This is a genomic window from Pseudomonas sp. LS_2 (assembly GCF_042709235.1).
Classification (GTDB): Bacteria; Pseudomonadota; Gammaproteobacteria; order Pseudomonadales; family Pseudomonadaceae; genus Aquipseudomonas.
In genome coordinates, this window is sequence record NZ_JAVAYC010000035.1 from 1 (window position 1) to 25,677 (window position 25,677).

Consider the following 25,677-nt stretch of genomic DNA (forward strand, 5'->3'; position numbering starts at 1 on the left):
AACGAGATAGATCGCGACAGCAGCGGTAACGATCCAGAGGGCGTTGATTGCTTCGCCCCGCCGCAAGGCCAGGGTGCCCAGCGCGAAGGCGCCAAGCAGAGCAACGGCAAACCAGGCAATTCGGGTAGCCAGATTGGACATTGGATTTTCTCCTGCCACGGGCGTGTGGCCTGCGGCAATTTTTGTTGTTGTGTGTGCCCGGGTAGGACGATGCACACTTTCGGCGTACCGAGCCAAGGAGAAAATTCGCAGTACTACGCGGAGGGACTAAGTAGTATTACGTAGACATCATGCATGTCTTGTCGTGAACCATTGGCATGCGCGCGGCCAAAGGTGTCGGCGCAAACGTTTTGCCAGGCGCTGACCGATGTGCTCTATCGGCCAGGTAGGTCGTCTCTGCTTTCCAGCCGCTACTGCGCACTTCAGGGCCCTTTCGATGCAAGCACTCCTGCAGGAAATTCTCGATCACGTCCGCCCCTTGCTCAGCCAGGGCCAGGTGGCGCAGTACATCCCCGCGTTGGCCGAGGTCGACCCCAACCAATTGGGCATCGCCGTGTATGGCGTGGACGGCCAGTTGCATTGCGCAGGCGATGCGCGTACGCCGTTCTCGATCCAGAGCATCTCCAAGGTGTTCAGCCTGGTGCAGGCCATTCGCAACAGCGGCGAGGACATCTGGACCCGACTGGGCTACGAGCCCTCGGGCCAGGCGTTCAACTCGCTGGTGCAGCTTGAGGTGGAAAAAGGCCGGCCGCGCAACCCGTTCATCAACGCAGGCGCACTGGTGATCTGCGACATCAACCAGTCGCGCTACGCCACCCCTTCCCTGTCGATGCGTGACTTCGTCCGCCGCCTGGCCGGCAACCCGCGCATGGTCAGCGATGCAGTCGTGGCCGAATCGGAATACCAACACCGCGCCCGCAACGCGGCCATGGCCTACCTGATGCAGGCGTTCGGCAACTTCCACAACGACGTCGACGCGGTGCTGCGCAGCTACTTCCACCATTGCGCGCTGTCGATGAGCTGCGTGGACGTGGCGCGCGGTTTTTCCTTCCTGGCCAACAGCGGCTACTGCGCCCACAGCGACGAGCAAGTGCTCAGCCCGCGCCAAGCGCAGCAGGTGAACGCGGTCATGGCCACCAGCGGGCTGTACGACGAGGCCGGCAACTTCGCCTACCGGGTCGGGCTGCCGGGCAAGAGTGGGGTGGGTGGCGGTATCGTGGCGATCGTGCCGGGGCGCTACAGCATTTGCGTGTGGTCGCCAGCGCTGAATGCGGCGGGTAACTCGCTGGCCGGGTTGCGTGCCCTGGAACTGCTGAGCGAGCGCATCACAGGCTCCGTGTACTCGCCTTTGCCGTGACACCTATAGCCACACTCGATAGTCACTATTGAAGGTGGCGATTTCTGCTGCCTGGCGGCGGCCAATATGCTTTGCCCATCGACTCGCATCACTTCAATGGGACTGCATCCATGAACCGCCCTGCCCGCCTGCTCTTCGCCGCCCTGGCCGCCGCCCTTGTGCTGGGCGGTTGCGCCAGCCACCCGGAACTGCGTCCCTACAGCGCCGAGGAAACCCGCCAGTTGCAGCTCGAAGCCCTGCAGCGCCAGGGGCTTTCCCAGGAAGCCTACGAGCAGCGCAGGCTGTCGATCCTGCGGGCCGACAGCCCGACCACGGTCACCGACAGCGTCGAGCGCTACCCGGCAACCCGTGGCTGATACCCAACCTCAGCGGCTTGGCTTGTCACGGGTACGCAGACGTTCCGGCAGGCCCCAGTAGAGCAGCGCAGCCGCCAGCAGGCTGGTCACGCCGATGACGTACAGCGCAGGCGTGGTACTGCCGCTCAAATCCTTGATGTAGCCCACCATCACCGGGCTGACGATACCGCCGAACTGGCCCAGGGTATTGATCAGCGCGATACCGCCCGCCGCCCCCGCACCGGCACCGGCCAGCAGCTTTGGCGGCAAGGCCCAGAACGCCGGGATCGAGGCGATGATGCCCGCGCCCAGCAACGCCAGGGCGAACACCAGCAGCACCGTGTGTTCGGCAAAGATGCCCGCGCAGAAGAAGCCGATCGCCCCCGCCACCACCAAGCCACACACGAACTTGCGACGCTCGCCACTGGCATCGGACAAGCGCCCGATCACCACCATGCTGATGGCCCCGAAGATGTACGGCACGGCCGTCAGCAAACCGATCACCACCGGGCTTTCGGTACCCGCGCTGCGAATCAGCTGCGGCGCCCAGAAGTTCAGGCCGTAGGACGCTACCTGGATCAGAAAGTAGATCACCCCCAGCATCAGGAAGCCCGGCAGGCGGATCGCCGCCAGCAGCGAGCCGTGCGTGTTCGCCTCATGACTGGCGATACGGCTGGCGAGCAGGGTTTTCTCCTCCGGGCTCAGCCAGTGGGCATCGGCCACCCGATCCTTGAGCGTCCACAGCACCACCAGCCCCAGCAGCACGCACGGCACCCCGCCGAGCAGGAACAGCCAGTGCCAGCCGCGCATCTCGAGCAACCCATCCATATGCCCGAGGACCAGGCCCGACACCGGCGCGCCGATCAGCCCGGCGAACGCCGAGGCAAGGAACAGCATCGAGGTGATGCGCCCGCGGTAGCTCTGCGGGAACCATAGCGTCAGGTAGTACAAGACGCCCGGGGCGAACCCGGCCTCCATGGCGCCGATCAGGAAACGCAGCACGTAGAACTGCCACTCGGCGGTGACGAATACCATCAACGCGGTGGCCACGCCCCAGGACATCATGATGCGGGCGATCCAGCGACGCGCGCCGACCTTGTACAGCATCATGTTGCTGGGCACTTCGAACAGCACGTAGCCCACCACGAACAGGCCGGCGCCCAAGCCATAAGCAGTGTTGCTCAAGGACAGGTCGGCCTGTAGCTGGAACTTGGCAAAGCTGATGTTGATGCGGTCGAAGAAGGCGAACAGGTAGCAGATCATGATCAACGGCATGATGCGCCAGGCCACCTTGCGGACGATGGCTTTCTCGGCACTGACGTCGTCGGCGAAGCTGCCGGTAGAGGTAGCGGATAGGGTCATTTCAGTCTCCAGTGGGCTGCCTGGACTCCAGGCGCCCGATTGTTTTTGTTGTCTGGGTGAAGCGTTCAGCCGACCAGGTCGACCGGGGTCGGGTGCAGGTCGCAATTGCGCCCCGCCTTGGCCACCTGGCCGGGCAGTTCGTGGCCGAGCAGGGCCGGCAAGGTGCGTGAAAGTTGCAGCAGGTGGGCAAGGTCGATGCCGGTGGGGATACCGACCTCGTCGCACAGGTTGACCAGGTCTTCGGTGCAGATGTTGCCCGACGCGCCCGGGGCGAACGGGCAGCCGCCCAGCCCGCCGAGCGAGGCATCGAAACGCCGCGCCCCGGCTTCATAGGCCGCCAGCACGTTGCACAGGCCAAGGCCGCGGGTGTTGTGGAAATGCAGGGTCAGCGCCGTCGCAGGAACGCGTGCCAGTACCCGGCGCACGATGCGCTGGACCTGGCGCGGGTTGGCCATGCCAGTGGTGTCGGCCAGGCTGATGCCGGTCACCCCCAGTTCCAGGTATGCCTCGACGATCGCCAGCACGCGGTCTTCATCGATGGCGCCCTCGAACGGACAGCCAAAGGTGGTGGCGATACTGGCGTTGAGCGACGCCGAAGTGCCCTTGGCCAGGGCCACGATATCGGCGAACGCCGCCAGCGACTGCTCGCAGCTCATGCGCATGTTGGCGCGGTTGTGGGTCTGGCTGGCAGACATCACCAGGTTCAGCTCGTCGGCCCCGGCCGCCAGGGCACGTTCCGCACCCTTGAGGTTGGGCACCAGGGCGACATAGATCACCCCGCTCTGGCGACGGATGTTGCGGAACACCTCATCACCATCGCGCAGCGCCGGAATGGCCTTGGGCGAAACGAACGAGCCGGCCTCGATGCGCGAGAAACCTGCCAACGACAGCTGGTCGATCAAGGCGATCTTGTCGGTGGTTTCCACCCACACCGGCTCGATCTGCAAGCCATCGCGCGGGGCGACTTCCTGGACGATCAGGCGCTCGGAGTAATCGGTGATCATTGCACCACCCCCGCAGCCCTCAGGCCCTGCACCTGTTCGTCACTCAGGCCCAGGCCGGCCAATACCGCGTCGGTGTGCTGGCCCAGGGCGGGGCCTTGCCAATTGACCTGGCCGGGGGTGTGGGAAAGCTTGGGCACGATGCCCGGCATCTTGACCTCGGCACCGCCGGGCAGCGTGGTATCGAGGATCATGTCGCGGGCCTGGTAATGCGGGTCGGCGACGATGTCGGCCACCGAATAGATGCGCCCGGCAGGCACTTCGGCCTGTTCGAGTACGGCCAGCACATGCTCGATGGGGTGGCGCAGGGTCCAGTCGGCAATCGCCTGGTCGAGCATTTCGCTTTCCCGCGCTCGGCCATCGTTGTGGGCGAAGTCCGGCCGCTCAGCCAGGTCTGCCCGGCCGATGGCAAGCATCAGGCGCTGGAAGATCGGGTCACTGTTGCCGGCGATCACTACATAGGCCTGATCGGCCGTTGGGTAGGTATTGGAAGGCGCGATACCGGGCAACGCCCCCCCGGTGCGCTCACGCACATGGCCCATCATGGCGTACTCGGGCACCAGGCTTTCCATGACGTTGAACACGCTTTCCACCAGCGACACGTCGACTACCTGACCATCGCCCTGCCCGGTCTTGACCCGCAGCACCGACATCAGCGCGCCGATTACCGCATGCATGGAAGCCAGCGAATCCCCCAGGCTCACCCCCACCCGCGCCGGAGGAATACCCGGCGTGCCAGTGGTGTAGCGGATACCGCCCATGGCCTCGCCGATGGCGCCGAAACCTGGGCGGTCGCGGTACGGGCCGGTCTGGCCATAACCGGAAATACGTACCAGGGTCAGCTTGGGGTTCAGCGCATGCAGCACGTCCCAGCCCAGGCCGAGCTTCTCCAGGGCACCGGGGCGCAAGTTCTCGATAAGGACGTCGGCGCTTTCGGCCAGCTGCTTGACGATGGCGATGCCCTCGGGCGACTTGAGGTTCAGCGCCAGGGACTTCTTGTTGCGCGATTGCAGGTACCACCAGAGTGAAGTGCCTTCGTGCATCTTTCGCCATTTGCGAAGGGGGTCGCCGTGGCCCATGGATTCGATCTTGATCACTTCGGCGCCGAACTCGCCCAGCAGGCGGGCGGCGAAAGGTGCGGCGATCAAGGTTCCGATTTCGATGACGCGCAGGCCGTTGAGGGCTGTCATGAGGGGGGAAACCTCTTGTTCTTGGAATTTGATCCAAGCCTAGGGCAGCCCCGCCCCGCCCTTCCAACCGTAAATCGGCAATGCTCCTTCGCGAAACACGAAGGCTTCGAAGCTAGAGCCCCTGCAAGTGCTCGTAGAGCAACTTGCTGACCGGCGAAAGCGCCTGGGTATCGCGGATGACCAGCAGCATGCTGCGCACCGCCCAGTCGTCCTCCAGCACCGCCGCCTTGAGCCCCAGGGGCCTGCCGATCAGCTCGAAGGCCTTGAGCGGCAGCACGCCCACGCCGAAGTCGGCTTGCACCATGCGGCACACCGCATCGAAGCCGGGCACATGGATGCGTACCCGCAGCAGCTTGCCGCAGGCACGTGCGGCAGCGTGGGTGCGCAGGTTGATGAAGCTGTCGGCATGCAGGCCGACGTGGTCGAAGTCCAGGGCTTCGCTGAACTCGATGCGCGCGCGAGCGGCCAGGCTGTGCTCCGGACGCATCACCACCACGAGCTGGTCCTGCCGGTACGGCACCGCGTGCAGCCCCTTGATCTCGGTGTCCGCCGAGCAGATGCCGATGTCGGCGATGCCATCGACGATGCCCTTCACCACCCCGGCACTGGGGCGTTCCTCCAGGTTGATGCGCACCTGCCCGTGGCTGGCCATGAAGGCTTGCAGGTCTTCAGGCAGGAACTCGATGATCGCCGAGATATTGGCCAGCATGCGCACGTAGCCGCGCACCCCTTGCAGATGCTCGCCGACATCGATGCTGATCTTCTCCACATCGGCCAGTATGCGCTTGGCGTAGTACAGCAGCGTCTCCCCCGCCGCCGTCAGCCCCATGCCCTTGGCGTTGCGCTCGAACAACTCGATACCCAGGGTCTGCTCCATATCGTTCAGGCGCTTGCTCGCGGCCGACAGCGCGATCATCTCGCGCTCTGCCGCGCGGGTCAGCGTGCCTTCCTCGTGCACCGCGACGAACAGTTGCAGGGTGATCAGATCGAGGCGGCGCACGAGGTGTCGGGGGAGCATGGGAAGGGCTCGTTCGGCAGGGAAAGGCCCAAGGATAACGGGCGGCGATGGTCACGGAAATCATTCAAGCCCGTGAGGGAGCGGGTTTAACGCCAACCGGGGCGTAGCGCTGGCCATGCACGGCAGGGCCCTTTTCGCGGGTGAACCCGCCCCTAGAGGATTTTGCCCAGAGGGAAAAAACCCTCGTGCCGTTCACACGTGCCGGGTCAACCCACCATCGACCTTGATGTTCTGCCCGGTGATATACGCTGCGCCCTCGCTGGCCAGGAAAGCGATGGTCGCGGCGATCTCCTCGCTGCTGCCGTAGCGCTTGAGCGGCACGCTGTCACGGCGCTGCTCGGTGGCCGGCAGGCTGTCGATCCAGCCGGGCAGCACGTTGTTCATGCGTAGGTTGTCGCCCGCATAGGTGTCGGCGAAGATCTTGCTGAATGCCGCCAGCCCCGCACGAAACACGGCGGAGGTCGGGAACATTTCGCTGGGCTCGAAGGCCCAGGCGGTGGAGATGTTGATCACCACCCCACCCCCCTGGCGCTGCATGATCGGCGCGACCAGGCGGGTCGGGCGGATGACATTGAGCAGGTAGGTGTCCATGCCCTTGTGCCAGTCGTCATCGCTGATCTCCAGGATCGGCGCTCGCGGGCCATGGCCTGCGCTGTTGACCAGCACATCGACACGCCCCCAGCGGCCCATGACCGCATCGACCAGGCGCTGCAGATCCTCGACCGACTGGTTGCTGCCGGTCACGCCGACGCCACCAAGCGCCTGCGCCAACGCCTCGCCCTTGCCTGAGGACGACAGGATGCCGACCTGGAAACCGTCTGCGGCCAGGCGCCGAGCTGCGGCGGCCCCCATGCCGCTGCCGCCGGCGGTGATGATCGCGACCTTGTCGATAGACATGTTGCCTCCTGAACACGTGAGTTGAATGGGCTCAGGTTAGCAGCGACGCACGGCCCGAGGGAGGCAGCCAGGCTTTGTCAGTTCGATAGAAAAACTACTGCTTGAGCCTGTGCCATGAACCATGCCCTGACCACTGCCAGCGCCTCCGAGGCTCGCGCCTTGCGTGGCCACACCAGGTAGAACCCCTTTTCCAGGGTCAGTTGCCGGTCGAACACCTGCACCAGCCGCCCGTTGGCGATGTCCTCATCGACGAACGCCAGGCTCGCCAGGGCAATGCCCTGGCCATTGATCGCCGCCTCGACCGCCAGCGAGGTCTGATTGAAGCGCATGTGCTTGGCGCTGGACGCGCCGTGCTGCTGGAACAGTGTCGTGCTGAACAGCGGCCAGAAGTCGTGGGCGTCATGCAACTGGGTGAAGCGCTGGAAGCTCTCGAAGTCGCATGGCGCGCCCTTCTGCGCCAGTAGCGCAGGGCTGGCCACCGCGACGATCGGTGGCGCCATCAGCAACTCGGCATTGAGGCCGGGACCAAAGGGCGGCTGGCCGTGACGCACGGCGAGGTCGACGCCGTCGGTATGGAAATGCGAGAGCCGGTCGCTGGCCAGCAGGCGCAGGTCGATGTCCGGGTGCGCCTCGGCGAAGTGACCCAGCCTTGGCATCAGCCATTTCGCGGCGAAGGTCGGGGTCACGCTTACGGTCAGGTGTTGCGCAGCCGGGCGCAGCAGCCGGGTGGCGTCATCGATCATCGCCAAGGCTGCACGTACGCTGGCGCTGTAGGCCCTGCCGGCATCGGTCAGGCCCAGCCCGCGCGGCAGACGCTCGAACAACGGCAAGCCCAGGTTGGCCTCCAGGCCCCGCACCTGCTGCGCCACTGCGGCCTGGGTCACCCCGAGCTCCTGGGCGGCCAGGCGGAAATTCAGGTGTCGGCTGACCACCTCGAACACCCGCAGGGCGTTGAGCGGCGGCAATGCGGGAAACCCTTCAGGCATGCTGTTTTTCTACTGGGTTGAGGGGAAAGCCAAGGCTACGTCGAGGCGCGTGGGAAAGAAAGCCACGAGGTGCCTGAAGGCGCCTATTGCCGCTGCGCCTTCCAGCGCTCCAGGTTCTCCTGCACCAGCCTCTGCGGCAAGTCACTGGCGACCACCTCTCGCATCTTGCGCTCCAGCGCTTCACGCAAGAGGGGGGTGATGCACGGCGAGTCACGCGACAAGGCCAGGTACAGGCCCTCGCTTGAGACCGGAGGCTCCAGCACCTTGAGGCTGTGCTGCACACCCAGGGTCTGCGCCAGCGCCATGCCCGGGAATTGTTCGTAGATCACATAGTCGTTGCGCTTGTGCAGCAGTTTCTGGAAGGCCTGCGCGGCAGTGGGCACTGCTTCGAGGTTGAGGTGGGCCTTGGAGTAGTCGTCGAACTTCTGGCCATGGCTGTTGCTGACCAAGGTGCCGCCGTTACGCCCTTGCAGGTCGGCCCAGCCGCCATAGGCGAAGGTGTCGTCGGACCTGGCCCAGACCACGCTGGGGGTGAACAGGAACGCGGGCTTGATGAAATCCATCGCCTGCTGGCGCGCTTCGGTGAAGAAGTACCCGGCCAGCATGTCGATACGACCGGTACGGGCCTCTTCCTGGGCGCGCGACCAGGGCCCGGCATAGACCACATCGACCACCAGGCCCAATTCCTTGGCCACCTGTTTCAGCAAGTCGGCATTGGCGCCCACCAATTGAGCAGGGTCATGGGGGTCGCGCCAGAGGTATGGCGGGTACTCCGGGTTGCCGCTGGCAACCAAGCGCTTGCAATCGTCCGCCCAGCCAGCCGTGGGCAGCCACGCCAGGCTGAGGGACAGGAGCAGCAACAGCCGTGGGCAATGCTCGTTCATGTGCAAACCCAGCCTCGCTGGCGATTCGACCGGCTCGCCGACCCCATGCTGGCCAACGGATGGAATTGGGGACCTACTTATTCTGGCTCAGAAAACGCCGCACGCCAGTGAAGTGTCCTACGTGCCATTCGACGATCGAGCCAGAGGCTTGCATAGGAACCACCGGCAGCGATGCGCGACGACTAGCGGCAAGTGCTAGGCCCGGCTCAGGTATATGTCGATCTGGCGATGCAAGGTAAACAGGCGTCGTTGACGACCGCAGTGAAGCTAACGCCTCCAGCTTGTCATTTGGATAAATTTAGTCCATTGTAGACAGCAATTCCACAAAAGAGAGTTGTCCGATGCCGCCACACACGCCCGACCTCGCCGCACTCCAGGCGTCCATCGCCGATGCCCACCAGGCCCTGCGCCCACAGGTCGCAGTCACGCCGCTGAGCTATAGCCCGGCGCTGTCGGCGCAGACCGGTTGCAATGTCCACCTCAAGTGCGAGCACCTGCAACACACGGGCTCGTTCAAGTTTCGTGGCGCCAGCAACAAGTTGCGCCTGCTGCCCGAGGCGCAGCGCCGTCTGGGTGTGGTCACTGCATCCTCCGGCAACCATGGCCAGGGCCTGGCGCTTGCCGGCAAGCTGCTCGGCGTGCCGGTGACCGTGTACACCACCCCTTCGGCCTCGGCCTACAAGGTCGAGGCCATTCGCGCGCTGGGCGCCGAGGTGGTCAGCCTTGATCTTGACCCGCTGGGGGTGGAGCTCGAGGCCGCACGCCGGGCGGCCCTGCAAGGCAAGCCGTTCGTCTCGCCCTACAACGACGCGCAGATCATTGCCGGCCAAGGCACCGTCGGGATGGAGCTGCTCGAACAGGCCCCGGCGCTGGACGCGGTGTTCGTGGCCGTCGGAGGCGGCGGCCTGGTGTCCGGTATCGCCGCCGCGCTGCGGACCGCGAACCCGAACGTCGACATCATCGGTTGCTGGCCAGCCAACGCCCCCACCCTGCAGCGCTCACTCGAGGCCGGCGAAATCATCGAGATCGACGAGGACGAGACGCTGTCCGACGGCACGGCTGGAGGCGTCGAGCCAGGCGCCATTACCTTTCCCCTGTGCCAGGCACTGCTGACCCGTACCGTACTGGTCAGCGAACAGCAGATTCGTGCGGCCATGCGCGATGTCGCCAGCGGCGAACGCTGGATCATCGAAGGCGCGGCAGGCGTTGCCGTGGCGGGCATGCAGAAGCTGGCGAGCGAGTACCAGGGCAAGCGGGTGGCAGTGATCATTTGCGGGCGCAACATCGTGCTGGAGAAATTCCTCGAGGCGGTGCAATGAAAGTCTTAGACCTGCAGCAGATCATCGCCCACCTCGACTTGGCGCAGGTCGAGCAGTGCCTGGAGCAAGGCTTCATCGCCTTCTCCCAGGGCAAGGTGCAGGTGCCGCCAGTGCAGGCGTTCGCGTTCGCTGCGGCCAAGGGCGACTGCTGCGTCAAGTCGGCGTACATCGAAGGCAGCGACACCTTCGCGGTGAAAATCTCCACCGGGTTCTACGACAACCCCCGGCAAGGCCTGGACAGCAACGATGGCCTGATGCTGGTGCTGTCGGCCCACACCGGCCAGCCACTTGCCTTGTTGCAGGACCAGGGCTGGCTGACGGCCCTGCGCACCGCGTTGGCAGGCCGCATTGTCGCGCGCCGGCTGGCGCCCCGCGCGGTTTCGGCGATCGGCATCCTCGGCAGCGGCTTGCAGGCGCGCCTGCAACTCGAGCACCTGGCAGGGGTCACCGACTGTCGTCAGGTACTGGTGTGGGGGCGCAATGATATAGCACTGGAACGCTATCGGGCGTTCGCTGCGGGCCTGGGTTTCAAAGTGCAGACTACCCGCGATGCCGAGCAGGTGGCACGTGGCGCCAACCTGATCGTCTGCACTACGCCCTCGCGCGAGCCCTTGCTACAAAGCCAGTGGATACGCCCCGGCACCCACATCACTGCCGTGGGCGCCGACGCGCCCGGCAAGCAGGAGCTCGACCCGGCCCTGGTGGCACGCGCCGCCCGGGTGGTGGTCGACTCGGTCCGCCAGTGCAGCCAGTACGGCGAGGTGTCCCATGCGCTGAAGGCCGGGCTGCTGGGCCAAAACGCGCTGAGCGAACTGGGTTGCGTGCTCGCAGGGCATGTGCCGGGACGCGAGAATGAGCAGCAGGTCACCCTCGCCGACCTGACCGGCGTTGCCGTGCAGGACGCGCAAATTGCCGGCTGTGTCCTCGAGGCGCTCAGCCCGAGGCTGTAGAAAACCCTGTAGAGGCGGGCTTGCCTGCGAAAAGGACAACGCGGCGCATGGCCGAGGCTATGCACCGGTTATCGGGACAGTGCACGGGGCTTAGCCCGCCAACCCCGCCGCTCGTGCCCGGGCCGCGTGCAGTTTCTTGTAGCTGTCGACCAGGCGCTGGTGCCGGTCGAGGCCTTCGAGCTGCATGTTGGTCGGGGTCAGGCCATGGAAGCGCACCGTACCCTGCACCGAACCCAGCACCGCATCCATGCGCGCATCACCGAACATGCGGCGCAAGTTCACCTCGTAGTCTTCCAACTCCAGCTCATCGTCCAGTTCCACCTCCAACACGACGTTCAAGGCCTGGTAGAACAAGCCACGCTCGACGGTGTTGTCGTTGAACTGCAGGAACATTTCCACCCGTTCCTTGGCCGCATCGAAACGCTGCAGCGCCAGGTTGATCAGCAGCTTCAGCTCGAGCAGGGTCAATTGGCCCCACACCGTGTTGTCGTCGAACTCCACGCCGATCAAGGTGGTGATGGTGGTGTATTCGTCCACCTCGGTGTTGTCCAGGCGCTTGAGCAGGGCTTTGAGCGCACGGTTGTCGAGGCGGTGCAGGTTGAGGATGTCTGCGCGGAAGGCCAGGGCCTTGTTGGTGTTGTCCCAGATCAGGTCCTCCACCGGGTAGATCTCCGAATAGCCCGGCACCAGGATGCGGCAGGCCTTGGCGCCGAGGTCTTCGTACACCGCCATGTACACCTCCTTGCCCATGTCCTGGAGGATGCCGAACAGCGTCGCGGCTTCCTCGGCGTTGGAGTTCTCGCCCTGACCCGAGAAGTCCCACTCGACGAATTCGAAGTCGGCCTTGGCGCTGAAGAAACGCCACGACACCACGCCGCTGGAGTCGATGAAGTGCTCGACGAAGTTGTTCGGCTCGGTCAGCGCGTGGCTTTCGAAGGTCGGCTGCGGCAAGTCGTTCAAACCCTCGAAGCTGCGGCCCTGCAGCAGTTCGGTCAGGCTGCGCTCCAGCGCCACCTCGAAGCTTGGGTGCGCGCCGAACGAGGCGAACACCCCGCCGGTGCGCGGGTTCATCAAGGTCACGCACATCACCGGGAACTCGCCACCCAGCGAGGCATCCTTGACCAGTACCGGGAAGCCCTGCTCTTCCAGGCCCTGGATACCGGCAACGATGGCCGGGTACTTGGCCAGCACCTGAGGCGGCACATCCGGCAGGGCCAGCTCGCCCTCGAGGATCTCACGCTTGACCGCGCGCTCGAAGATCTCCGACAGGCACTGCACCTGGGCTTCGACCAGGGTGTTGCCGGCACTCATGCCATTGCTCAGGAACAGGTTCTCGATCAGGTTGGAAGGGAAGTACACCACCTCGCCGTCCGACTGGCGCACGAACGGCAGGCTGACGATGCCACGGGCCGTGTTGCCGGAGTTGGTGTCGTACAGGTGCGAGCCGCGCAGCTCGCCGTCGGCGTTGTAGATGTCCAGGCAGTAGGCATCAAGGATTTCGCTGGGCAACGCATCCTTGGGACCGGGCTTGAACCAGCGCTCGTTGGGGTAGTGCACGAACGGCGCGTTGGCGATTTCCTCGCCCCAGAACTGGTCGTTGTAGAAGAAGTTGCAGTTCAGCCGCTCGATGAATTCGCCCAACGCGGAAGCCAGGGCGCTTTCCTTGGTGGCGCCCTTGCCGTTGGTGAAGCACATCGAGGAATGGGCATCACGCAGGTGCAGCGACCAGACGTTGGGCACGATGTTGCGCCAGGATGCCACTTCGATCTTCATGCCCAGCCCCGCCAGCAGGCCGGACATATTGGCGATGGTCTGCTCCAGCGGCAGGTCCTTGCCGAGGATGTAGGTGCTGGCCGCCGGGTCCGCCTCGAGCATCAGCAGGCCCTGGGCGTCGGCGTCGAGGTTGTCGACCTCCTCGATGATGAACTCAGGCCCGGCCTGCACCACCTTCTTCACCGTGCAGCGGTCGATCGAGCGCAGGATGCCCTGGCGGTCCTTCTCGCTGATGTCCGCCGGCAGCTCGACCTGAATCTTGAAGGTCTGGTTGTAGCGGTTCTCGGGGTCGACGATGTTGTTCTGCGACAGGCGGATGTTCTCGGTGGGGATGTCGCGGGTCTGGCAGTACAGCTTGACGAAGTACGCCGCGCACAGCGCCGAGGACGCCAGGAAATAGTCGAACGGCCCCGGCGCCGAACCATCGCCCTTGTAGCGGATGGGTTGGTCGGCAATCACCGTGAAGTCATCGAACTTGGCTTCGAGGCGGAGGTTGTCGAGAAAATTGACCTTGATTTCCATGCGGGGCACCGGGTAGCAGCAAAACGAAATGGGCGCGATTATCCGGGTTTCCCCGGGGGAAGTCTTGCCCTTTCAGACAGAGGCGAATGGGCTTGCGCGAACCTGGGAAAATTTTTTTCAAGCGACTGCATCCAAAACCCTCGCTGGCGGGTAGTACCCGTAGCAGCCCTGCGGCTGCCCATTCCCTATCAGGAGATACCGCCATGAATCGCATGCCCCGCTCCCTGGTCACCGCCCTGCTCGCCAGCAGCCTTTCGTTTGCCGCGCACGCAGCCAGCGTGCCCGATGCCGTCAAGGTCCCCGAAGGCCACAAAGTGATGCTGGAAACCGTCGGCGTCGGCGAGATTACCTACGAATGCCGCGACAAGCCCAATGCCGCCGGGCAGACCGAGTGGACCTTCGTCGGGCCCAAGGCGGTGCTCAACGACCGCAGCGGCAAGGCGGTTGGCAGCTACTTCGGCCCGCCCGCCACCTGGCAGGCCAAGGACGGCTCCAAGGTGACCGGCGCCCAGCTGGCAGTCGCACCGGCCGGCACTGGCGACATTCCTTTCCAGCTGGTCAAGGCCAACCCAGCCGAAGGCCAGGGCGCCATGAACGGCGTCGCCTATATCCAGCGCCTGGCCACCAAAGGCGGCGTTGCCCCGGCCAGCCCGTGCACAACGGCCACCAAGGGCAAGCAGGAAGTGGTCAAGTACCAGGCCGACTACATCTTCTGGGCCGCCAACTGAGGCGGGGGCTCATGGTGAGGCAAAGTGGTCTACGCTCTGCTCAACCCTCGGCGCGGGTCGCCGGGGCACCGTTCCCACCTCGACGAGCGAGCCACTTTGTCCTTGCCTGAACCCGGTTTCAACTACGAAGCGTGCCTCGCCGCTTGTGCCCGGCGCGAGCGGCAAGCCCTGCGCGAGCTGTACCAGCAGGAAAGCGCCCGGCTGCTTGGCGTGGCCTTGCGTATCGCGCGGGACCGCGGCCTGGCCGAGGACATCGTGCACGATACCTTCATTCGCGTGTGGACCCGCGCCGCCAGCTTCGACCCGGCGCGCGGCTCGGCACGCGGCTGGGTCTACAGCATCACCCGCCACCTGGCGCTGAACCATGTACGCGATACTGCCCGGGACGTTGCGGTCGACGATGTACAGGAACCGGCCAGTACTCCGGACTTCGAGCTGACCTCCAGCCGCATCCAGCACTGCCTGGAGCGGCTGGAGCCGGCGCGGCGCAATTGCATCCTGCATGCCTATGTGGACGGCTGCTCGCATGCGCAAATCGCCCAGCGACTCAACACACCGCTGGGCACGGTGAAAGCCTGGATCAAGCGCAGCCTGGCGGCGCTGCGGGAGTGCATGGGATGAGCATCGAGCGCGATGATGAACAGCCCGACAGCCTCGACCAGTTGGCGGGAGAATATGTACTGGGCACCTTGTCGGCGCAGCAGCGGGCCGAAGTCGAGCGGCGCCTGGGCCACGACCTGCAGCTGCGTAGCGCGGTGGATGCCTGGGAACGGCGCCTGTTCGAACTGACCGCGTTGGCCGAACCGCAGCCCCCTGCCCCGCAGCTTTGGCAGCGTATCCAGCGCACACTTGGCGTCGCCGATAGCGACCCGGTTCCGACGACCTCATGGTGGGACCGCCTGGCCTTGTGGCGCGGGCTGACCGCCGCCAGCGTGGCCGCCGCACTGGCCTTGGCGGTAACCTTGCTGATCGCCCCGAAGCCGCAAACCACCTACCTGGTGGTGCTGGTAGCGCCTAACAGCCAAGCCCCTGGCTGGGTGGTGCAGGCGTCCGACCCACGGGAGATCCAGCTGATTCCCCTCGGCGACACGCCGGTGCCGAGCGACAAGGCGCTGGAGTTCTGGACCAAGGGCGAAGGTTGGCAAGGCCCGGTTTCGCTGGGGCTGGTCAAGCCGGGAGAAACCCTATCGGTGCCGCTGCACAAGCTCCCTCCCCTGGCGCCGAACCAGCTGTTCGAGCTGACCCTCGAAGCCCCGACCGGCTCGCCGACCGGCAAGCCTACCGGGCCAATCCAGTTCATTGGCAGGGCGGTGAAAGTTATCTGAGGTCGGTTCGGCTCGAAACCAGGACGCTACCGGCGAATCGACGGGATGCGACGACAGCAGTGCCGGGCGGCACCATTGCGCCTGGCAACGGGCCTAGGTCTTGCTCTTGAATGCCTCGTAGCGCGCCGCACGCTCGTCGGCAAAACCTTCGCTGACCTGGGCTTGCAGGTCGGCGCGCGACACTTCCACGCCACAGTGCGGGCAGACACTGGCAAGGCCCACATCGTGTCCGCAGGTGTGGTGCACGAAGCGCACCGCCACGCCTTCCTCCTCGCTCTTGCACCAGGTTTCGCCCCAGGCCCGCAGGGCGTAGATCACCGGGTAGAAGGCTTGCCCCTTGGCGGTCAGGTGGTAGCCATGACGCTTGGGTTTCTCGCTGTAGGGCCGGCGCTCGAGCATGCCGTCGGCCTCCAGCGCCTTTAGTCGGGAGGTGAGCATCTGCGGCGTGGCCTGGGTCTGGATCTGGATCTCCTCGAAGCGCGTCGCGCCCATGTAGAGCTCGCGCAGTACCAGGATGGTCCACTTGTCGCCTATCACTTCTACCGAACGCCCCACCGGGCACAGCGTGGCAGGTGTGTCTCGTTGCGCTTGCTTCACCGCGTCTCGCTCCAGGGTCACTGTGATTTTCAAAGTAACACGACCAAGGTTCGCACGCACTTTCGAAAATCGCCACAACCCTCGCCCCAATTGACACTATGATTTTCATAGTTAATATTGACCCCACCTCGACATCACCGGAGTCCCCCCATGCTCAGCTACCCCTTACCCCGTACCGGCCTGCTGCTGGTCGACCCCTACAATGACTTTCTCTCGGACGGCGGCAAGCTGTTCCCAATGCTCAAGGACGTCGCCGACCAGGTGAGCCTGCTCGACAACCTGCGCGCCACCGTAGCCAGCGCCCGTGACAATGGCGTGCAGGTGTTCTACGTGCCACACCGGCGCTGGCAGCCAGGCGACTACGACAACTGGCAACACCCCAACCCCACCCAGCGCCTCATCCAGCAGCGCCACACCTTCGCCAAGGGCACCTGGGGCGGTGAATGGCACCCGGACTTCCTCCCGCAGGAAGGTGACATCATCGTCCACGAACATTGGGGCCAGAGCGGCTTCGCCAACACCGACCTGGACTTGCAGCTCAAGCAGCAAGCCATCACCCATGTGATCGTGGTTGGCCTTTTGGCCAACACCTGCATCGAGTCCACGGCACGCTTCGCCATGGAACTGGGCTACCACGTCACCTTGGTACGCGACGCCACTGCCGCCTTCAGCCATGAGATGATGCATGCCGCGCACACGCTGAACGGACCGACCTTCGCCCACCAGATCCTCACCACCGCCGAGTTGCAACTGGCGCTGCAGCGCCACTGACGGGAGCCCTGGCATGCCTGGACCGTCCCGCCGCCTGGTCGCGCTGATGGCGATGAGCTGCGCGCTCGCCGTCTCGACCCTTTACTTCCACCAGCCGTTGCTGGCCCAGATAGCCACCTCGTTTGGCCTGGCGCCCGCACAGGCCAGCCTGGTGGCGACCCTGACCCAGCTGGGCTACGCGTTGGGCCTGGTGCTGATCGTGCCGCTGGCCGACTGCCGCCAGCCACGCACCCTTGCCTGCGCGGCCATCGCCGCCAACGCCCTGGCCTTGCTGGCCAGTGCTGGCGCCACGCAGTTCGTGCTGCTGTGTGCTGCCAGCTTCGCCGTGGGGGTCACGGCGATCACCGCGCAGATCATCATCCCGACCCTGGCTGGCGTGACCGCGCCAGCAGCCCGCGGCCAAGTGGTCGGCAGCCTGCTGGGCGGGCTGTCGACCGGGTTGCTGCTGGCGCGTACGGTCGGCGGTGTACTGGGCGACCAGATGGGCTGGCGCGCGGTATTCGCCCTGGCGGCCCTGGTCGATGCGCTGCTGTTGCTGGTGGTGGCCATGGCCTTGCCGCGCGTCGCGCACCCAGTGCAGGCCAGCTACCTGACACTGTTGCGCTCCCTGCCCCGGCTGCTGCGCGAAGAGCCGATGCTGCGTTTCAGCGCTGCCTGCGGCTTCATGATGTTCGCCGCATTCAGTGCCTTGTGGGCATCGCTGGCCGCGTTGCTGACGGCGCCGCCCTATGGCTTTAGCCCTGCCAGCATCGGCCTGCTGGGGCTGGCAGCGGCGTTCGGCATTCTCGCCTCGCCACGTATCGGCGCTCTGGCCGACCACCTGGGCACCCCACGCACGCTCATGCTTGGGGTAGCGGCGCTGCTGGTGGGCTTTGCCCTGGTTGCCGCGGGCGGGCACAGCCTGGTTGCGCTGATCGCCGGCATGGTGCTGCTCGACCTTGGCAACCGCGCCGGGCTGCTGGCCAACCAGGCCCGTATCTATGCTTTACGCGCCGAGGCGCGCAGCCGGTTGAACACGGTGTTCATGGGGTCGTACTTTCTCGGCGGCGCCACGGGTGCGGCAATCGGCAGCTATGGCGCTCACCACGGTGGCTGGGCCGGGCTGGCGCTGGTGGGGGCGGTATTCACGGTGGGCGCAGGGTTGATCAATGCCTGGTCTGTGCTCGGTATCAGGAAAGTCTGACAACCTGCGCCTATATTCAAGCGGCCATCCCTCCCATCACACCCCTTCGGGCAAAGGACTTCCCATGGCCTTGGTCGACCCACGCAACAACGATTACGACGTCAGCAAGCTGCAAAGCGCGAGCATCATCGGCCATGTCACGCCGAACTCGGCACGTATATGGATACGGGTGTACCGCCCCGGCCCATGGACCTTGGTCTGGACCAAGAAGCGGATCATCGGCGACCTCGCCAAGCTCGGCGGCGCGAAAAACCCCTTGGCCAAGTTCATCGCACCCTTCGACTGCGCCAGCGCCAGCCACACCTTCAGCTGGGAGGAGGACCTCACCCACACCTTCGACCTCACCCGCCTCGAAGCCAACACCGAGTACTTCTACTACCTGATGACCGACGAAGGCGACGGCACCGACACCTTCCGGCGTACCGAAATCGGCTGCTACAAGACCCTGTCGTTCCGCACCACCGCCAAGCGCATGCCCGAATTCAACTTCGGTTTCTACAGCTGTCACGACCCCTACAACGCCAACGGCAGCTACGGCGCCTGGCCGCTGTTCGTCGAGCGCATGGACAGCGCCCAGGCGCGCTTCGCCATAGGCGGCGGCGATCAGGTCTACGTCGACAGCCAGGACAGCAAGTACTTCCCCGATGTGTGGAAATGGCTCAAGGACAACAAGGAAGCGCTGCTAGCCGAGTGCTCGGTCAAGGGCAAGCTCGACGAGGCCAAGCTGGCCGCCTACCTGCTCAACCTGTACCGCTGGTATTACCGGGTGTACTGGAAATTCCCGCACCTGCAGGACGCCTTCGCCCGCTACCCGCAGTACATGATCTGGGACGACCACGAGATCATGGACGGCTGGGGCTCGCGCACCAACGCCCAGCGCATCGACCTGATCACCCGTTTCTTCCAGCGTGACGACCCGGCTACCGACCAGAAGCTGGTGGACGCCATGTGGTCGGCGGCGCGTACCGCGTACTTCGAATACGCCCACAGCCACAACCCCGACACTGGCGTCACCCGCGAACTGCTGGCCAAGCCGGACGACTGCATCTGGGATTACAGCTTCGAGCAAGGCGGGGTGCCTTTCTACGTGCTCGACCTGCGCGGCCACCATGACGTGGAGAACCCGCAGAAGAAGAACTACCTGCTCGGCAGCGGGCAGTTGGCACGCTTCGAAGCCTGGCTCACGGCCGCCGGGAAAAGCGCCTCGCCGCTGCTGTTCGTGGTCAGCCCGGTGCCGTTCGTGCACTGGAAGTCCTTCGTGATGACCGCAGGCTCCATGGTGCCGTCGGCCAAGGACGACGTCATGGACGAATGGGACCACCCCAGCAACCATGCCGACCGCGACCATTTGCTCGAACAGGCCTTCAAGGCCCTCGACAAGCGCGGCAAGACCCTGGTGTTCATCAGCGGCGACGTGCACTGCGCGGCAGCTTTTCGCCTGAGCAATGCCAAGTACCCCAACGCCAGCATCTGCCAGGTCACTTCCAGCGCCATCTCGCGCCGACCTGCGGGCAAGATGGCCAGCTCGGTGATCGCCCGCTCCGGCACGCTGTACAACAACGACGAGGTGTATTTCGAGCACTTGTTCAGCCATTCGGAAGACAAGAATTTCGCGCTGTTCAAGGTGGGTGCGGGCGGCGCGCTGACGGTGGAGCTTTGCTGGCCGGGTGGTGAACAAGGCGAGGCGGTGGTAAAGAGCATTCGCCTGCGCTGACTGGCACCGGCTTTGCCCGTGCCAGGCGCTGAAGCACTCGCCCCGCTACACCGTCGGCACCGTCCCGCCATCGACCACGAACTCGGTCCCGGTGATGGCCGCCGCCATCGGCGAAGCCACGAAGGCGATCAGGTTGGCTACCTCACTGGGCAGCGCCGGTCGCCCCAGGGGAATACCGCCCAGCGACTGCATGACGATGCGCTTGCCACCTTCATAGTCGGTGCCGGCCTGCGAAGCCAGTCGTTCGGCCAGCGCCACGGAGGCCTCGGTCTCGATCCAGCCCGGGGCTACGCTGACCACCCGCACGCCCTTGGGCGAGACTTCCTTGGACAGGCTCTTGCTGTAGGTCGACAACGCTGCCTTCGCGGCTGCATAGGCCGTGGTCGACTCCGGGAGCGGCAGCACACGCTGGATCGACGAGACATGCACGATCACCCCATGCCCCTGCGCCAGCAGGCCCGGCAGCAGCAGGCGGTCCAGGCGCACGGCCGGGAACAGATTGAGGTCGAGCTCCTGGCGCCACTGCTCCTCGTCCAGAACCAGTACCCCGCCACCCGGCGCGCTGGAGCCGCCCAGCACATGCACGACGATGTCCAAACCGCCCAGCTGGCGCTCCACCTCGGCAGCCAATTGCTCGCAGCCTTGCAGGGTGGTGAGGTCAGCCTCGACGAAACGGGCCGCTGGCATATCCGCCGGGCGTTGCCGGGCGCAGGTCAGCACCTCGGCGCCCAGTGCCTGGAACAGTTGGACCGTGGCCCTGCCCAGGCCTTTGCTGCCGCCCGTGACCAATACGCGTTTGTTGTGCAGTTGCAGGTTCATCGTTGAATCCTCGGTGAGTGAATACGGATAGAATCGGTGCTTTGCCCAGACGAGCCGCCACCATGGAACGCCTCAGCCTCAACGACCTGGACGCCGTCCTGGCCATCGCCCGCCGCAGCAGCTTCCGTGCGGCCGCCATCGACCTGGGCATGTCCACCACGGCGCTGAGCCACGCCATCGGCAAGCTGGAAGCGAACCTGGGCGTGCGCCTGTTCAACCGCACCACGCGCAGCGTGTCGCTGACCGATGCCGGGCGGTTGTTCGTCGCGCAGGTGGGCCCGGCGCTGGGTGAGGTACGCGATGCGCTGGAAGTGGTGCGCGAGCAGCGCGAACAGCCGACCGGTACGCTGCGCATCAATGCCGCGGCGTTCGCTGCGCGGGAGATCATGGCGCCGCTGGTGCTGGAGTTCCTGCGGCGCTACCCGCAGATGCAGGTGGACCTGGTGACCGAAGGACGCCTGGTGGATATCGTCGCCGATGGTTTCGACCTGGGCGTGCGCGTGGCAGACCTGGTGCCCAGCGACATGATCCGCGTGTACCTTGGCCAGGCGCAGCGCTACGCGGTGGTCGCAAGCAGCCAGTACCTGCAGGCACATGGCACACCGAGGCTTCCGGTCGACCTGCAACAGCACCGCTGCATCCGCGTGCGCCTGCCCGATGGCGCGCTGTACCGCTGGCGCTTCAGCCAGGGCGACCAGGCGCAGCAGATCGAGGTACAAGGGCCGATCACCCTGGACGAAGCCAGCCTTGCGCGCGCAGCGGTGCTGGCCGGCGTCGGCCTGGGTTACTTTATGGAGCAGGACGTGCGCGAAGACCTGGCCAGCGGCCGCCTGTTGCGCGTGCTTGAGGACTGGACGCCGCCGCTGCCGGGCTTGTGCCTGTACTACCCGGGCAGACGCAACCTGTCGGCGGGCATGAAGGCTTTTGTGGCATTGGCCCGAGAGGTGGCGGCGCAGCGGGAATGACGAGGGAATGTGCATGAGGCGCTTGCCTGAGTTCGGGTAAACACAGGGTAAGCGCCATGCATCGTCGCGATAAGCAGGACAAACAAGGATTCGTTATCTCGATTTACGGGACTATCCACTCGTTTCAACCCGCCAGTTGCTCCAGCACCTGGTCCGTGCTCCACAGGGCATTGGCCAGGAAGCGGAAGTTGACCAGCGCGGCCAGGTAGGCATCGCCTTCAGGCAGGCGTGCACCTGCGGTGGCATCACGCACTACCACCACCTCGAAGCCCTGCTCGATCAGGTCACGCAGGTGCGATTCCACGCAGAGGTTGGCCGACATGCCGGCGAGGATCACCTGAGAAACGCCATGCTTGCGCAGTTGCAAGGTCAGGTCATTGGTCTGCGGGCCATAGACCTTGTGCGGCGAGCAGATCACCGTGCGCCCATCGAGGATGAACGGCTTGAACTGCGGCATGAAGTCGGCGCCCGACCCCTCGAAACCTTCCAGCGTCAACGGGCCTTTGCGAGCGAACATGTCGATTCCGTGCATCATCTTTTCCAGCGGTCCGCCGTGCTGCCATTCGTGGTCGCAGGGGTAGTAGTAGTGCGGCGAAATGGCCACGGTGAGGTCGGCGCGCTTGGCGGCTGCGAACAGCCGACCCAGGTTGTCGACGGTGCCCAGTTCCTCGATGCACTCGCCGAAGTACGGCCAGGTGACGCCCTTGGGGCTGAGGAAGTCGATCTGCGGGTCGATCACCACCAGTGCCGCGCGGCTGGGGTCAAGGGTGAAACCGGTGCCCGGCAGCGCAGGTTCGGCCGGGTCCTGGTACAGCGGGTTCGGGGTGCTGCTCATTGTGACGGTCCTCCGATTGAAATAACCTCTTGGCCGTGCTGCCAAGTGAGCACCATGTTGCCTGCACGCCGGGTTCGGCTTTTGCCCCAGCGTCCCGAATCTTTTGCCCGGACTCCACGATGGATGCACTTTCGCAGTTCTTCGAACGGATCAACCTGCGCGGCCAGCTGTTCTACGCCGGCGTTGTGCGCGAAACCCTGGATATCCAAAAGCCCGAAGGCACGGCGCTGATCCATATCGTCGCCCACGGCGGCCTTGCCCTGGTGCGCGACGGCCACCCACGCATGGAACTGGACGGCCCGAGCGTGCTGCTGTGCCCCAGCACCTGTCGTTATCGCCTGCAACCGCTGGACGGCCAACGCGCCGAGATCATCTGCGCCACCTTCGCCTTCGGCACCAGCATGGGCCGCGCGTCGCCCCTGGGCGTCACCGACACCTTGGTGTTCCCGCTTCACGAACTGGGCGCGGTGGTGCCGGTGATCGAGGCGCTGCTGGCGGAATTCCAGGGGCAGCAGGCTGGCTACCGCAAGGGCCTGGATGTGTTGTTCGAGTACGTCTTCATCGTGCTGGTGCGCCAGGCCATCGCCCGAGGGTCGATCAGCCGAGGCGGCCTGTGCGCGGTGCTCGATCCGCGTCTGGGCAAGGCCTTGCAGGCCATGCACAGCGAGCCGGAAGCGGACTGGACCCTGGCCAGCCTGGCCGAACGCGCCTGCCTGTCACGCTCGACCTTCGCCGCGCAGTTTCACAAGGTGGTGGGCCTGACGCCGATCGCCTACCTGGCGGCCTTTCGCATCAAGCTGGCCTGCGACCTGATACGCCAGGGCGTCGCGCTGAAAGTGGTGGCCGACTCGGTGGGCTACAGCTCGCAAGCAGCGCTGACCCGCGCCTTCGTGCAAGAGATGGGGCAGCCGCCGACCGAGTGGCTCAAGGGTCAACGGCAGCCTGGTTAGAACGTAGCGGCTCAACCGAGCCCCAGCGTCAAGGTCACGGCGGCACCACAGGCCGGGTCGGCCTTGGTGCGGTTGCCCACATGCCGACACTTGAACTGTTCAATGACAGACCCTGTGCATCATCCGTCTGGATGCCCTTCAGCCAACCGCGACGGCACGGGATAAGAGGTCGTTTTCAGGTGGCCTCGTGCGGCTGGTGCTCGCGGCAGATCAAATTGGCGTCGCCAGCGCCCAGGGGCTCCTGGGTCAGGCCGCAGAACGACTGGCCGTCGACAGTCTGGTGGAAGCGGCAGGTGGCGCACAGGCCGAAAGCCGGCACATCGCAGCTGCGTTGCACTTGGGTCAGCAGCTCCCCGAGAAGGCCCTGCAACTGCTCGCCGCGCCCCCCCATGCGCGCCAGGCCCTCGGCAAGGAAACCCGGCGGCAGCAACGCGTCGAGCAGCGCCCGGGCGCTGTCGGTCAGTTGCAGGTGCACGCTGCGCCGGTCATGGGGATCCTGCGTCTTGACCAGCAGGCCCTTGGCTTCCAGGGCCTTGAGCGATTGCGAGACCGTGCCCTTGGTCAGGCCCAGGTAGTCGGTCACGGCCAGGGGCGTATTGGAATAGCGGTTGCAGCGCGCCAGGTACATCAGCGCGCTGAGTTGGATCGGCTGCAAGTCGGCCAGCAGTGGGTGCTGGCGAAACCAGATGCGGGTGAGGCTGGAAAGCCGTTCGAGCAAGTCGAAGAGGTGGATGTCGGTCATGTATCGCTCCTGTCGAAACATAGTATCGATCAAAAACCATATTGACAAAGGTCCATTTGGGCGTAGCCTACCTGAAAGTATCGAATCGATACCAACAACAGGAGACCCTTGATGAAATACGCCCCGCTTGCCCTCACCTTTGCTGCCCTGCTCACCGGCTCCGCCTGGGCCCACGGCCCTGGTGGCATCCACAGCGACAAGAGCCCCAAGGTCGAAGCCGCTTTCGACCTGGTACACACCCGCGTCTTCAAGGACGGCGACCAACTGGTGTTTGAGCAATTGGTCGATGGCAAGGCCGGCAGCCGTGTGCCCGGCGCCAAGGGCAGCTTTGCCGGTGCCGAGGTGTACAGCTACGTATGGCCCACGAGCCTGGACAGCGGCGCGGTCGGCTTTGAACCGGGCTCGGGCATCCTGGCGCTTGCCCTCACCTCGCACCCGGACTTCGACGACACCCCGCAGCTGGATGAAAACGGTGACGGCAACAAGGCCAATGACGGCGGCCTGTGGCACTCGCACTGGGTGGTGCTGAGCAAGGACGCCAGCTGCGGCCCTGCGGGCCTGAAGGTGCGGGACATTCCCGAAGGCGCCAAGCCCAAGCTGCCGGCCACCTGGCCTGGCGCTCCGATCTACATCGACTCGCCCGGCTACGACCTGAGTGTCAAGAACGACGCTGCGCAGATCCGCGTGCCGCTATCGGCGGTCGGCTTCCCGAAAAGCTTCAACTACGACGGCGTGACCGCGGCGCTGCAAGTCAATGCCGACCTGCACAACCCGCTACTTTGTGTAACCAGCGTATGGGACGTGGCCTCGGGCGACCTTTCGCTGCCCGCTACCTGGAAGGAGAAACAATGATGAGCGTCAGTGTCTTCGATACCCACGTGCGCACCCGCGACGGTCGCTACCTGCATTTCGACGTGCTGATCGAGGGGACCGACCGCGAGCGCGCCGCCCGCCATGCCCGCGAGTGGATGGCTGAGCGCGGTGTGCAGCAGGCCGATGTACAGCAGAGCCAGTGCCTGTTCTGTCACAGCGAACCCGGCAACCCCGAAGTGGACGCAGCCATCGCTCGCCAAGGGTACTTCATCATCCCGCTGCAAGGCTGCCAGGAGTCAGGTCATGAATAAACGCTACCAGCCACTGGATTGCGACCTGCATGACCATCTGGAGATCGCTTGCATGCGCGGCTATCGGTTGCAGGTCGAACTGCTCGACGGCCCGGGTTTCAGCGCCACGGCGCTGACCACCCGCACGGCGCCGAGCAAGGAGGAATTCCTGGTATTCGACCTGCATGGCCAGCGCCGTGAAGTGCGCCTGGACCAGCTGCTGGCAGTCACCGCGCTGACCCCTGGGGCAAGCTTCACGCGCCTGGAACTGGCCGGTAGGGTCTGCGCGCTCTGAGGCAGTGCTGCGACGCTTTGATAGCGAATGCTCGCTATCAAAGCCGCAGCCCCAGC

The 25,677-nt window shown here is 65.0% G+C and carries 27 protein-coding genes; 15 read left to right on the plus strand and 12 right to left on the minus strand.

The annotated features are described in order from the left end of the window. Window positions 1-436 precede the first annotated feature (436 nt). Window positions 437-1,357 (plus strand): glutaminase B, encoded by a 921-nt coding sequence (glsB, locus tag RAC97_RS22210; protein WP_375101801.1) that lies wholly within the window; start codon window positions 437-439, stop codon window positions 1,355-1,357. A 110-nt stretch (window positions 1,358-1,467) separates the two neighbouring features. Further along, window positions 1,468-1,713: a hypothetical protein gene (locus RAC97_RS22215; RefSeq protein ID WP_375101802.1), complete on the plus strand. Its 246-nt coding sequence runs from the start codon at window positions 1,468-1,470 to the stop codon at window positions 1,711-1,713. Window positions 1,714-1,722: 9 nt separating this feature from the next. Here the strand turns inward: RAC97_RS22215 and RAC97_RS22220 are convergent, their stop codons facing one another. From RAC97_RS22220 to RAC97_RS22250, 7 genes are all read right to left on the minus strand, one after another. After that, window positions 1,723-3,054 (minus strand): MFS transporter, encoded by a 1,332-nt coding sequence (locus RAC97_RS22220; protein ID WP_375101803.1) that lies wholly within the window; start codon window positions 3,052-3,054, stop codon window positions 1,723-1,725. A 65-nt stretch (window positions 3,055-3,119) separates the two neighbouring features. Continuing rightward, entirely contained in the window at window positions 3,120-4,058 is a 939-nt protein-coding gene (locus RAC97_RS22225; protein WP_375101804.1) for a hydroxymethylglutaryl-CoA lyase, read from the minus strand. Then, on the minus strand, window positions 4,055-5,245 hold the full coding sequence (locus RAC97_RS22230) for a CaiB/BaiF CoA transferase family protein (protein ID WP_375101805.1): 1,191 nt from the start codon (window positions 5,243-5,245) through the stop codon (window positions 4,055-4,057). Before RAC97_RS22230 ends, RAC97_RS22225 begins: the two co-directional genes overlap by 4 nt. A 112-nt stretch (window positions 5,246-5,357) precedes the next feature. Next, the gene (locus RAC97_RS22235) at window positions 5,358-6,263 is read right to left on the minus strand and encodes a LysR substrate-binding domain-containing protein (protein ID WP_375101806.1); all 906 of its coding nucleotides are present in this window, start codon (window positions 6,261-6,263) and stop codon (window positions 5,358-5,360) included. A 192-nt stretch (window positions 6,264-6,455) separates the two neighbouring features. Then, window positions 6,456-7,160: an SDR family oxidoreductase gene (locus RAC97_RS22240; RefSeq protein ID WP_375101807.1), complete on the minus strand. Its 705-nt coding sequence runs from the start codon at window positions 7,158-7,160 to the stop codon at window positions 6,456-6,458. A gap of 77 nt (window positions 7,161-7,237) precedes the next feature. After that, entirely contained in the window at window positions 7,238-8,146 is a 909-nt protein-coding gene (locus tag RAC97_RS22245; protein ID WP_375101808.1) for a LysR substrate-binding domain-containing protein, read from the minus strand. A gap of 83 nt (window positions 8,147-8,229) precedes the next feature. Beyond that, window positions 8,230-9,030, minus strand: coding sequence for a substrate-binding periplasmic protein (locus RAC97_RS22250; protein ID WP_375101809.1), 801 nt, complete (start codon window positions 9,028-9,030; stop codon window positions 8,230-8,232). A gap of 341 nt (window positions 9,031-9,371) precedes the next feature. Here RAC97_RS22250 and RAC97_RS22255 point away from each other — a divergent pair, with 341 nt between their 5' ends. Together RAC97_RS22255 and RAC97_RS22260 are read left to right on the plus strand one after the other, a co-directional pair. Further along, the gene (locus RAC97_RS22255; protein ID WP_375101810.1) at window positions 9,372-10,349 is read left to right on the plus strand and encodes a threonine/serine dehydratase; all 978 of its coding nucleotides are present in this window, start codon (window positions 9,372-9,374) and stop codon (window positions 10,347-10,349) included. Beyond that, complete coding sequence (locus RAC97_RS22260; RefSeq protein WP_375101811.1) at window positions 10,346-11,299, plus strand: ornithine cyclodeaminase family protein; 954 nt, start codon at window positions 10,346-10,348, stop codon at window positions 11,297-11,299. Before RAC97_RS22255 ends, RAC97_RS22260 begins: the two co-directional genes overlap by 4 nt. A gap of 90 nt (window positions 11,300-11,389) precedes the next feature. On the opposite strand, the gene RAC97_RS22265 is transcribed toward RAC97_RS22260, so the two are convergent. Next, window positions 11,390-13,594, minus strand: coding sequence for an OsmC domain/YcaO domain-containing protein (locus RAC97_RS22265; protein ID WP_375101812.1), 2,205 nt, complete (start codon window positions 13,592-13,594; stop codon window positions 11,390-11,392). Between the two features lie 203 nt (window positions 13,595-13,797). On the opposite strand from RAC97_RS22265, the gene RAC97_RS22270 reads away from it, so the two are divergent. The 3 genes from RAC97_RS22270 (at window position 13,798) to RAC97_RS22280 (ending at window position 15,647) form a co-directional block, all read left to right on the plus strand. Next, complete coding sequence (locus RAC97_RS22270) at window positions 13,798-14,322, plus strand: DUF3455 domain-containing protein (RefSeq protein ID WP_375101813.1); 525 nt, start codon at window positions 13,798-13,800, stop codon at window positions 14,320-14,322. A gap of 102 nt (window positions 14,323-14,424) precedes the next feature. Beyond that, window positions 14,425-14,943, plus strand: coding sequence for a sigma-70 family RNA polymerase sigma factor (locus RAC97_RS22275; protein WP_375101842.1), 519 nt, complete (start codon window positions 14,425-14,427; stop codon window positions 14,941-14,943). Next, window positions 14,940-15,647 carry an anti-sigma factor domain-containing protein gene (locus RAC97_RS22280; RefSeq protein WP_375101814.1) on the plus strand — a complete coding sequence of 236 codons (708 nt, stop codon included), beginning with the start codon at window positions 14,940-14,942 and terminating at the stop codon, window positions 15,645-15,647. The genes RAC97_RS22275 and RAC97_RS22280 overlap by 4 nt, the downstream gene beginning before the upstream one ends. A 93-nt stretch (window positions 15,648-15,740) precedes the next feature. Here RAC97_RS22280 and RAC97_RS22285 read toward each other — a convergent pair whose 3' ends face one another. Continuing rightward, window positions 15,741-16,244 carry a winged helix-turn-helix transcriptional regulator gene (locus RAC97_RS22285; protein WP_375101815.1) on the minus strand — a complete coding sequence of 168 codons (504 nt, stop codon included), beginning with the start codon at window positions 16,242-16,244 and terminating at the stop codon, window positions 15,741-15,743. A gap of 150 nt (window positions 16,245-16,394) precedes the next feature. On the opposite strand from RAC97_RS22285, the gene RAC97_RS22290 reads away from it, so the two are divergent. From RAC97_RS22290 to RAC97_RS22300, 3 genes are all read left to right on the plus strand, one after another. After that, window positions 16,395-17,015 carry an isochorismatase family cysteine hydrolase gene (locus tag RAC97_RS22290; protein ID WP_375101816.1) on the plus strand — a complete coding sequence of 207 codons (621 nt, stop codon included), beginning with the start codon at window positions 16,395-16,397 and terminating at the stop codon, window positions 17,013-17,015. Between the two features lie 13 nt (window positions 17,016-17,028). Continuing rightward, window positions 17,029-18,198: an MFS transporter gene (locus RAC97_RS22295; protein WP_375101817.1), complete on the plus strand. Its 1,170-nt coding sequence runs from the start codon at window positions 17,029-17,031 to the stop codon at window positions 18,196-18,198. Window positions 18,199-18,262: 64 nt separating this feature from the next. Continuing rightward, window positions 18,263-19,912 (plus strand): alkaline phosphatase D family protein, encoded by a 1,650-nt coding sequence (locus RAC97_RS22300; protein WP_375101818.1) that lies wholly within the window; start codon window positions 18,263-18,265, stop codon window positions 19,910-19,912. A gap of 45 nt (window positions 19,913-19,957) precedes the next feature. On the opposite strand, the gene RAC97_RS22305 is transcribed toward RAC97_RS22300, so the two are convergent. After that, on the minus strand, window positions 19,958-20,731 hold the full coding sequence (locus tag RAC97_RS22305; RefSeq protein WP_375101819.1) for an SDR family oxidoreductase: 774 nt from the start codon (window positions 20,729-20,731) through the stop codon (window positions 19,958-19,960). Between the two features lie 62 nt (window positions 20,732-20,793). Between RAC97_RS22305 and RAC97_RS22310 the strand changes: the two genes are divergently transcribed. Further along, entirely contained in the window at window positions 20,794-21,696 is a 903-nt protein-coding gene (locus RAC97_RS22310) for a LysR substrate-binding domain-containing protein (RefSeq protein WP_375101820.1), read from the plus strand. A 124-nt stretch (window positions 21,697-21,820) separates the two neighbouring features. Here RAC97_RS22310 and RAC97_RS22315 read toward each other — a convergent pair whose 3' ends face one another. Continuing rightward, window positions 21,821-22,531, minus strand: coding sequence for a cysteine hydrolase family protein (locus RAC97_RS22315; RefSeq protein ID WP_375101821.1), 711 nt, complete (start codon window positions 22,529-22,531; stop codon window positions 21,821-21,823). A gap of 119 nt (window positions 22,532-22,650) precedes the next feature. On the opposite strand from RAC97_RS22315, the gene RAC97_RS22320 reads away from it, so the two are divergent. Next, window positions 22,651-23,481 carry a helix-turn-helix domain-containing protein gene (locus RAC97_RS22320; RefSeq protein WP_375101822.1) on the plus strand — a complete coding sequence of 277 codons (831 nt, stop codon included), beginning with the start codon at window positions 22,651-22,653 and terminating at the stop codon, window positions 23,479-23,481. Between the two features lie 175 nt (window positions 23,482-23,656). On the opposite strand, the gene RAC97_RS22325 is transcribed toward RAC97_RS22320, so the two are convergent. Beyond that, a complete protein-coding gene (locus RAC97_RS22325) occupies window positions 23,657-24,223 on the minus strand; it encodes a MarR family winged helix-turn-helix transcriptional regulator (RefSeq protein WP_375101823.1) in 567 nt (188 codons plus the stop codon). Between the two features lie 111 nt (window positions 24,224-24,334). On the opposite strand from RAC97_RS22325, the gene RAC97_RS22330 reads away from it, so the two are divergent. From RAC97_RS22330 to RAC97_RS22340, 3 genes are read left to right on the plus strand one after another with little or no spacing between them, the layout of a single operon-like run. Next, on the plus strand, window positions 24,335-25,075 hold the full coding sequence (locus RAC97_RS22330) for a hypothetical protein (RefSeq protein ID WP_375101824.1): 741 nt from the start codon (window positions 24,335-24,337) through the stop codon (window positions 25,073-25,075). After that, window positions 25,075-25,347 (plus strand): DUF2024 family protein, encoded by a 273-nt coding sequence (locus RAC97_RS22335; protein WP_375101825.1) that lies wholly within the window; start codon window positions 25,075-25,077, stop codon window positions 25,345-25,347. Before RAC97_RS22330 ends, RAC97_RS22335 begins: the two co-directional genes overlap by 1 nt. Then, on the plus strand, window positions 25,340-25,621 hold the full coding sequence (locus RAC97_RS22340; RefSeq protein WP_375101826.1) for a Rho-binding antiterminator: 282 nt from the start codon (window positions 25,340-25,342) through the stop codon (window positions 25,619-25,621). The genes RAC97_RS22335 and RAC97_RS22340 overlap by 8 nt, the downstream gene beginning before the upstream one ends. Window positions 25,622-25,677: the final 56 nt, after the last annotated feature.

What these genes read in the sequence shown, in the direction of transcription:
- RAC97_RS22225 (WP_375101804.1), bottom strand. Translation starts at nt 4,058, where the DNA reads ATGATCACCGATTACTCCGAGCGCCTGATCGTCCAGGAAGTCGCCCCG.
- RAC97_RS22295 (WP_375101817.1), top strand. Translation starts at nt 17,029, where the DNA reads ATGCCTGGACCGTCCCGCCGCCTGGTCGCGCTGATGGCGATGAGCTGC.
- RAC97_RS22310 (WP_375101820.1), top strand. Translation starts at nt 20,794, where the DNA reads ATGGAACGCCTCAGCCTCAACGACCTGGACGCCGTCCTGGCCATCGCC.
- RAC97_RS22325 (WP_375101823.1), bottom strand. Translation starts at nt 24,223, where the DNA reads ATGACCGACATCCACCTCTTCGACTTGCTCGAACGGCTTTCCAGCCTC.
- RAC97_RS22265 (WP_375101812.1), bottom strand. Translation starts at nt 13,594, where the DNA reads ATGGAAATCAAGGTCAATTTTCTCGACAACCTCCGCCTCGAAGCCAAG.
- glsB (WP_375101801.1), top strand. Translation starts at nt 437, where the DNA reads ATGCAAGCACTCCTGCAGGAAATTCTCGATCACGTCCGCCCCTTGCTC.
- RAC97_RS22260 (WP_375101811.1), top strand. Translation starts at nt 10,346, where the DNA reads ATGAAAGTCTTAGACCTGCAGCAGATCATCGCCCACCTCGACTTGGCG.
- RAC97_RS22280 (WP_375101814.1), top strand. Translation starts at nt 14,940, where the DNA reads ATGAGCATCGAGCGCGATGATGAACAGCCCGACAGCCTCGACCAGTTG.
- RAC97_RS22305 (WP_375101819.1), bottom strand. Translation starts at nt 20,731, where the DNA reads ATGAACCTGCAACTGCACAACAAACGCGTATTGGTCACGGGCGGCAGC.
- RAC97_RS22230 (WP_375101805.1), bottom strand. Translation starts at nt 5,245, where the DNA reads ATGACAGCCCTCAACGGCCTGCGCGTCATCGAAATCGGAACCTTGATC.
- RAC97_RS22250 (WP_375101809.1), bottom strand. Translation starts at nt 9,030, where the DNA reads ATGAACGAGCATTGCCCACGGCTGTTGCTGCTCCTGTCCCTCAGCCTG.
- RAC97_RS22315 (WP_375101821.1), bottom strand. Translation starts at nt 22,531, where the DNA reads ATGAGCAGCACCCCGAACCCGCTGTACCAGGACCCGGCCGAACCTGCG.
- RAC97_RS22335 (WP_375101825.1), top strand. Translation starts at nt 25,075, where the DNA reads ATGAGCGTCAGTGTCTTCGATACCCACGTGCGCACCCGCGACGGTCGC.
- RAC97_RS22300 (WP_375101818.1), top strand. Translation starts at nt 18,263, where the DNA reads ATGGCCTTGGTCGACCCACGCAACAACGATTACGACGTCAGCAAGCTG.
- RAC97_RS22320 (WP_375101822.1), top strand. Translation starts at nt 22,651, where the DNA reads ATGGATGCACTTTCGCAGTTCTTCGAACGGATCAACCTGCGCGGCCAG.
- RAC97_RS22330 (WP_375101824.1), top strand. Translation starts at nt 24,335, where the DNA reads ATGAAATACGCCCCGCTTGCCCTCACCTTTGCTGCCCTGCTCACCGGC.
- RAC97_RS22290 (WP_375101816.1), top strand. Translation starts at nt 16,395, where the DNA reads ATGCTCAGCTACCCCTTACCCCGTACCGGCCTGCTGCTGGTCGACCCC.
- RAC97_RS22255 (WP_375101810.1), top strand. Translation starts at nt 9,372, where the DNA reads ATGCCGCCACACACGCCCGACCTCGCCGCACTCCAGGCGTCCATCGCC.
- RAC97_RS22340 (WP_375101826.1), top strand. Translation starts at nt 25,340, where the DNA reads ATGAATAAACGCTACCAGCCACTGGATTGCGACCTGCATGACCATCTG.
- RAC97_RS22215 (WP_375101802.1), top strand. Translation starts at nt 1,468, where the DNA reads ATGAACCGCCCTGCCCGCCTGCTCTTCGCCGCCCTGGCCGCCGCCCTT.
- RAC97_RS22270 (WP_375101813.1), top strand. Translation starts at nt 13,798, where the DNA reads ATGAATCGCATGCCCCGCTCCCTGGTCACCGCCCTGCTCGCCAGCAGC.
- RAC97_RS22245 (WP_375101808.1), bottom strand. Translation starts at nt 8,146, where the DNA reads ATGCCTGAAGGGTTTCCCGCATTGCCGCCGCTCAACGCCCTGCGGGTG.
- RAC97_RS22235 (WP_375101806.1), bottom strand. Translation starts at nt 6,263, where the DNA reads ATGCTCCCCCGACACCTCGTGCGCCGCCTCGATCTGATCACCCTGCAA.
- RAC97_RS22240 (WP_375101807.1), bottom strand. Translation starts at nt 7,160, where the DNA reads ATGTCTATCGACAAGGTCGCGATCATCACCGCCGGCGGCAGCGGCATG.
- RAC97_RS22220 (WP_375101803.1), bottom strand. Translation starts at nt 3,054, where the DNA reads ATGACCCTATCCGCTACCTCTACCGGCAGCTTCGCCGACGACGTCAGT.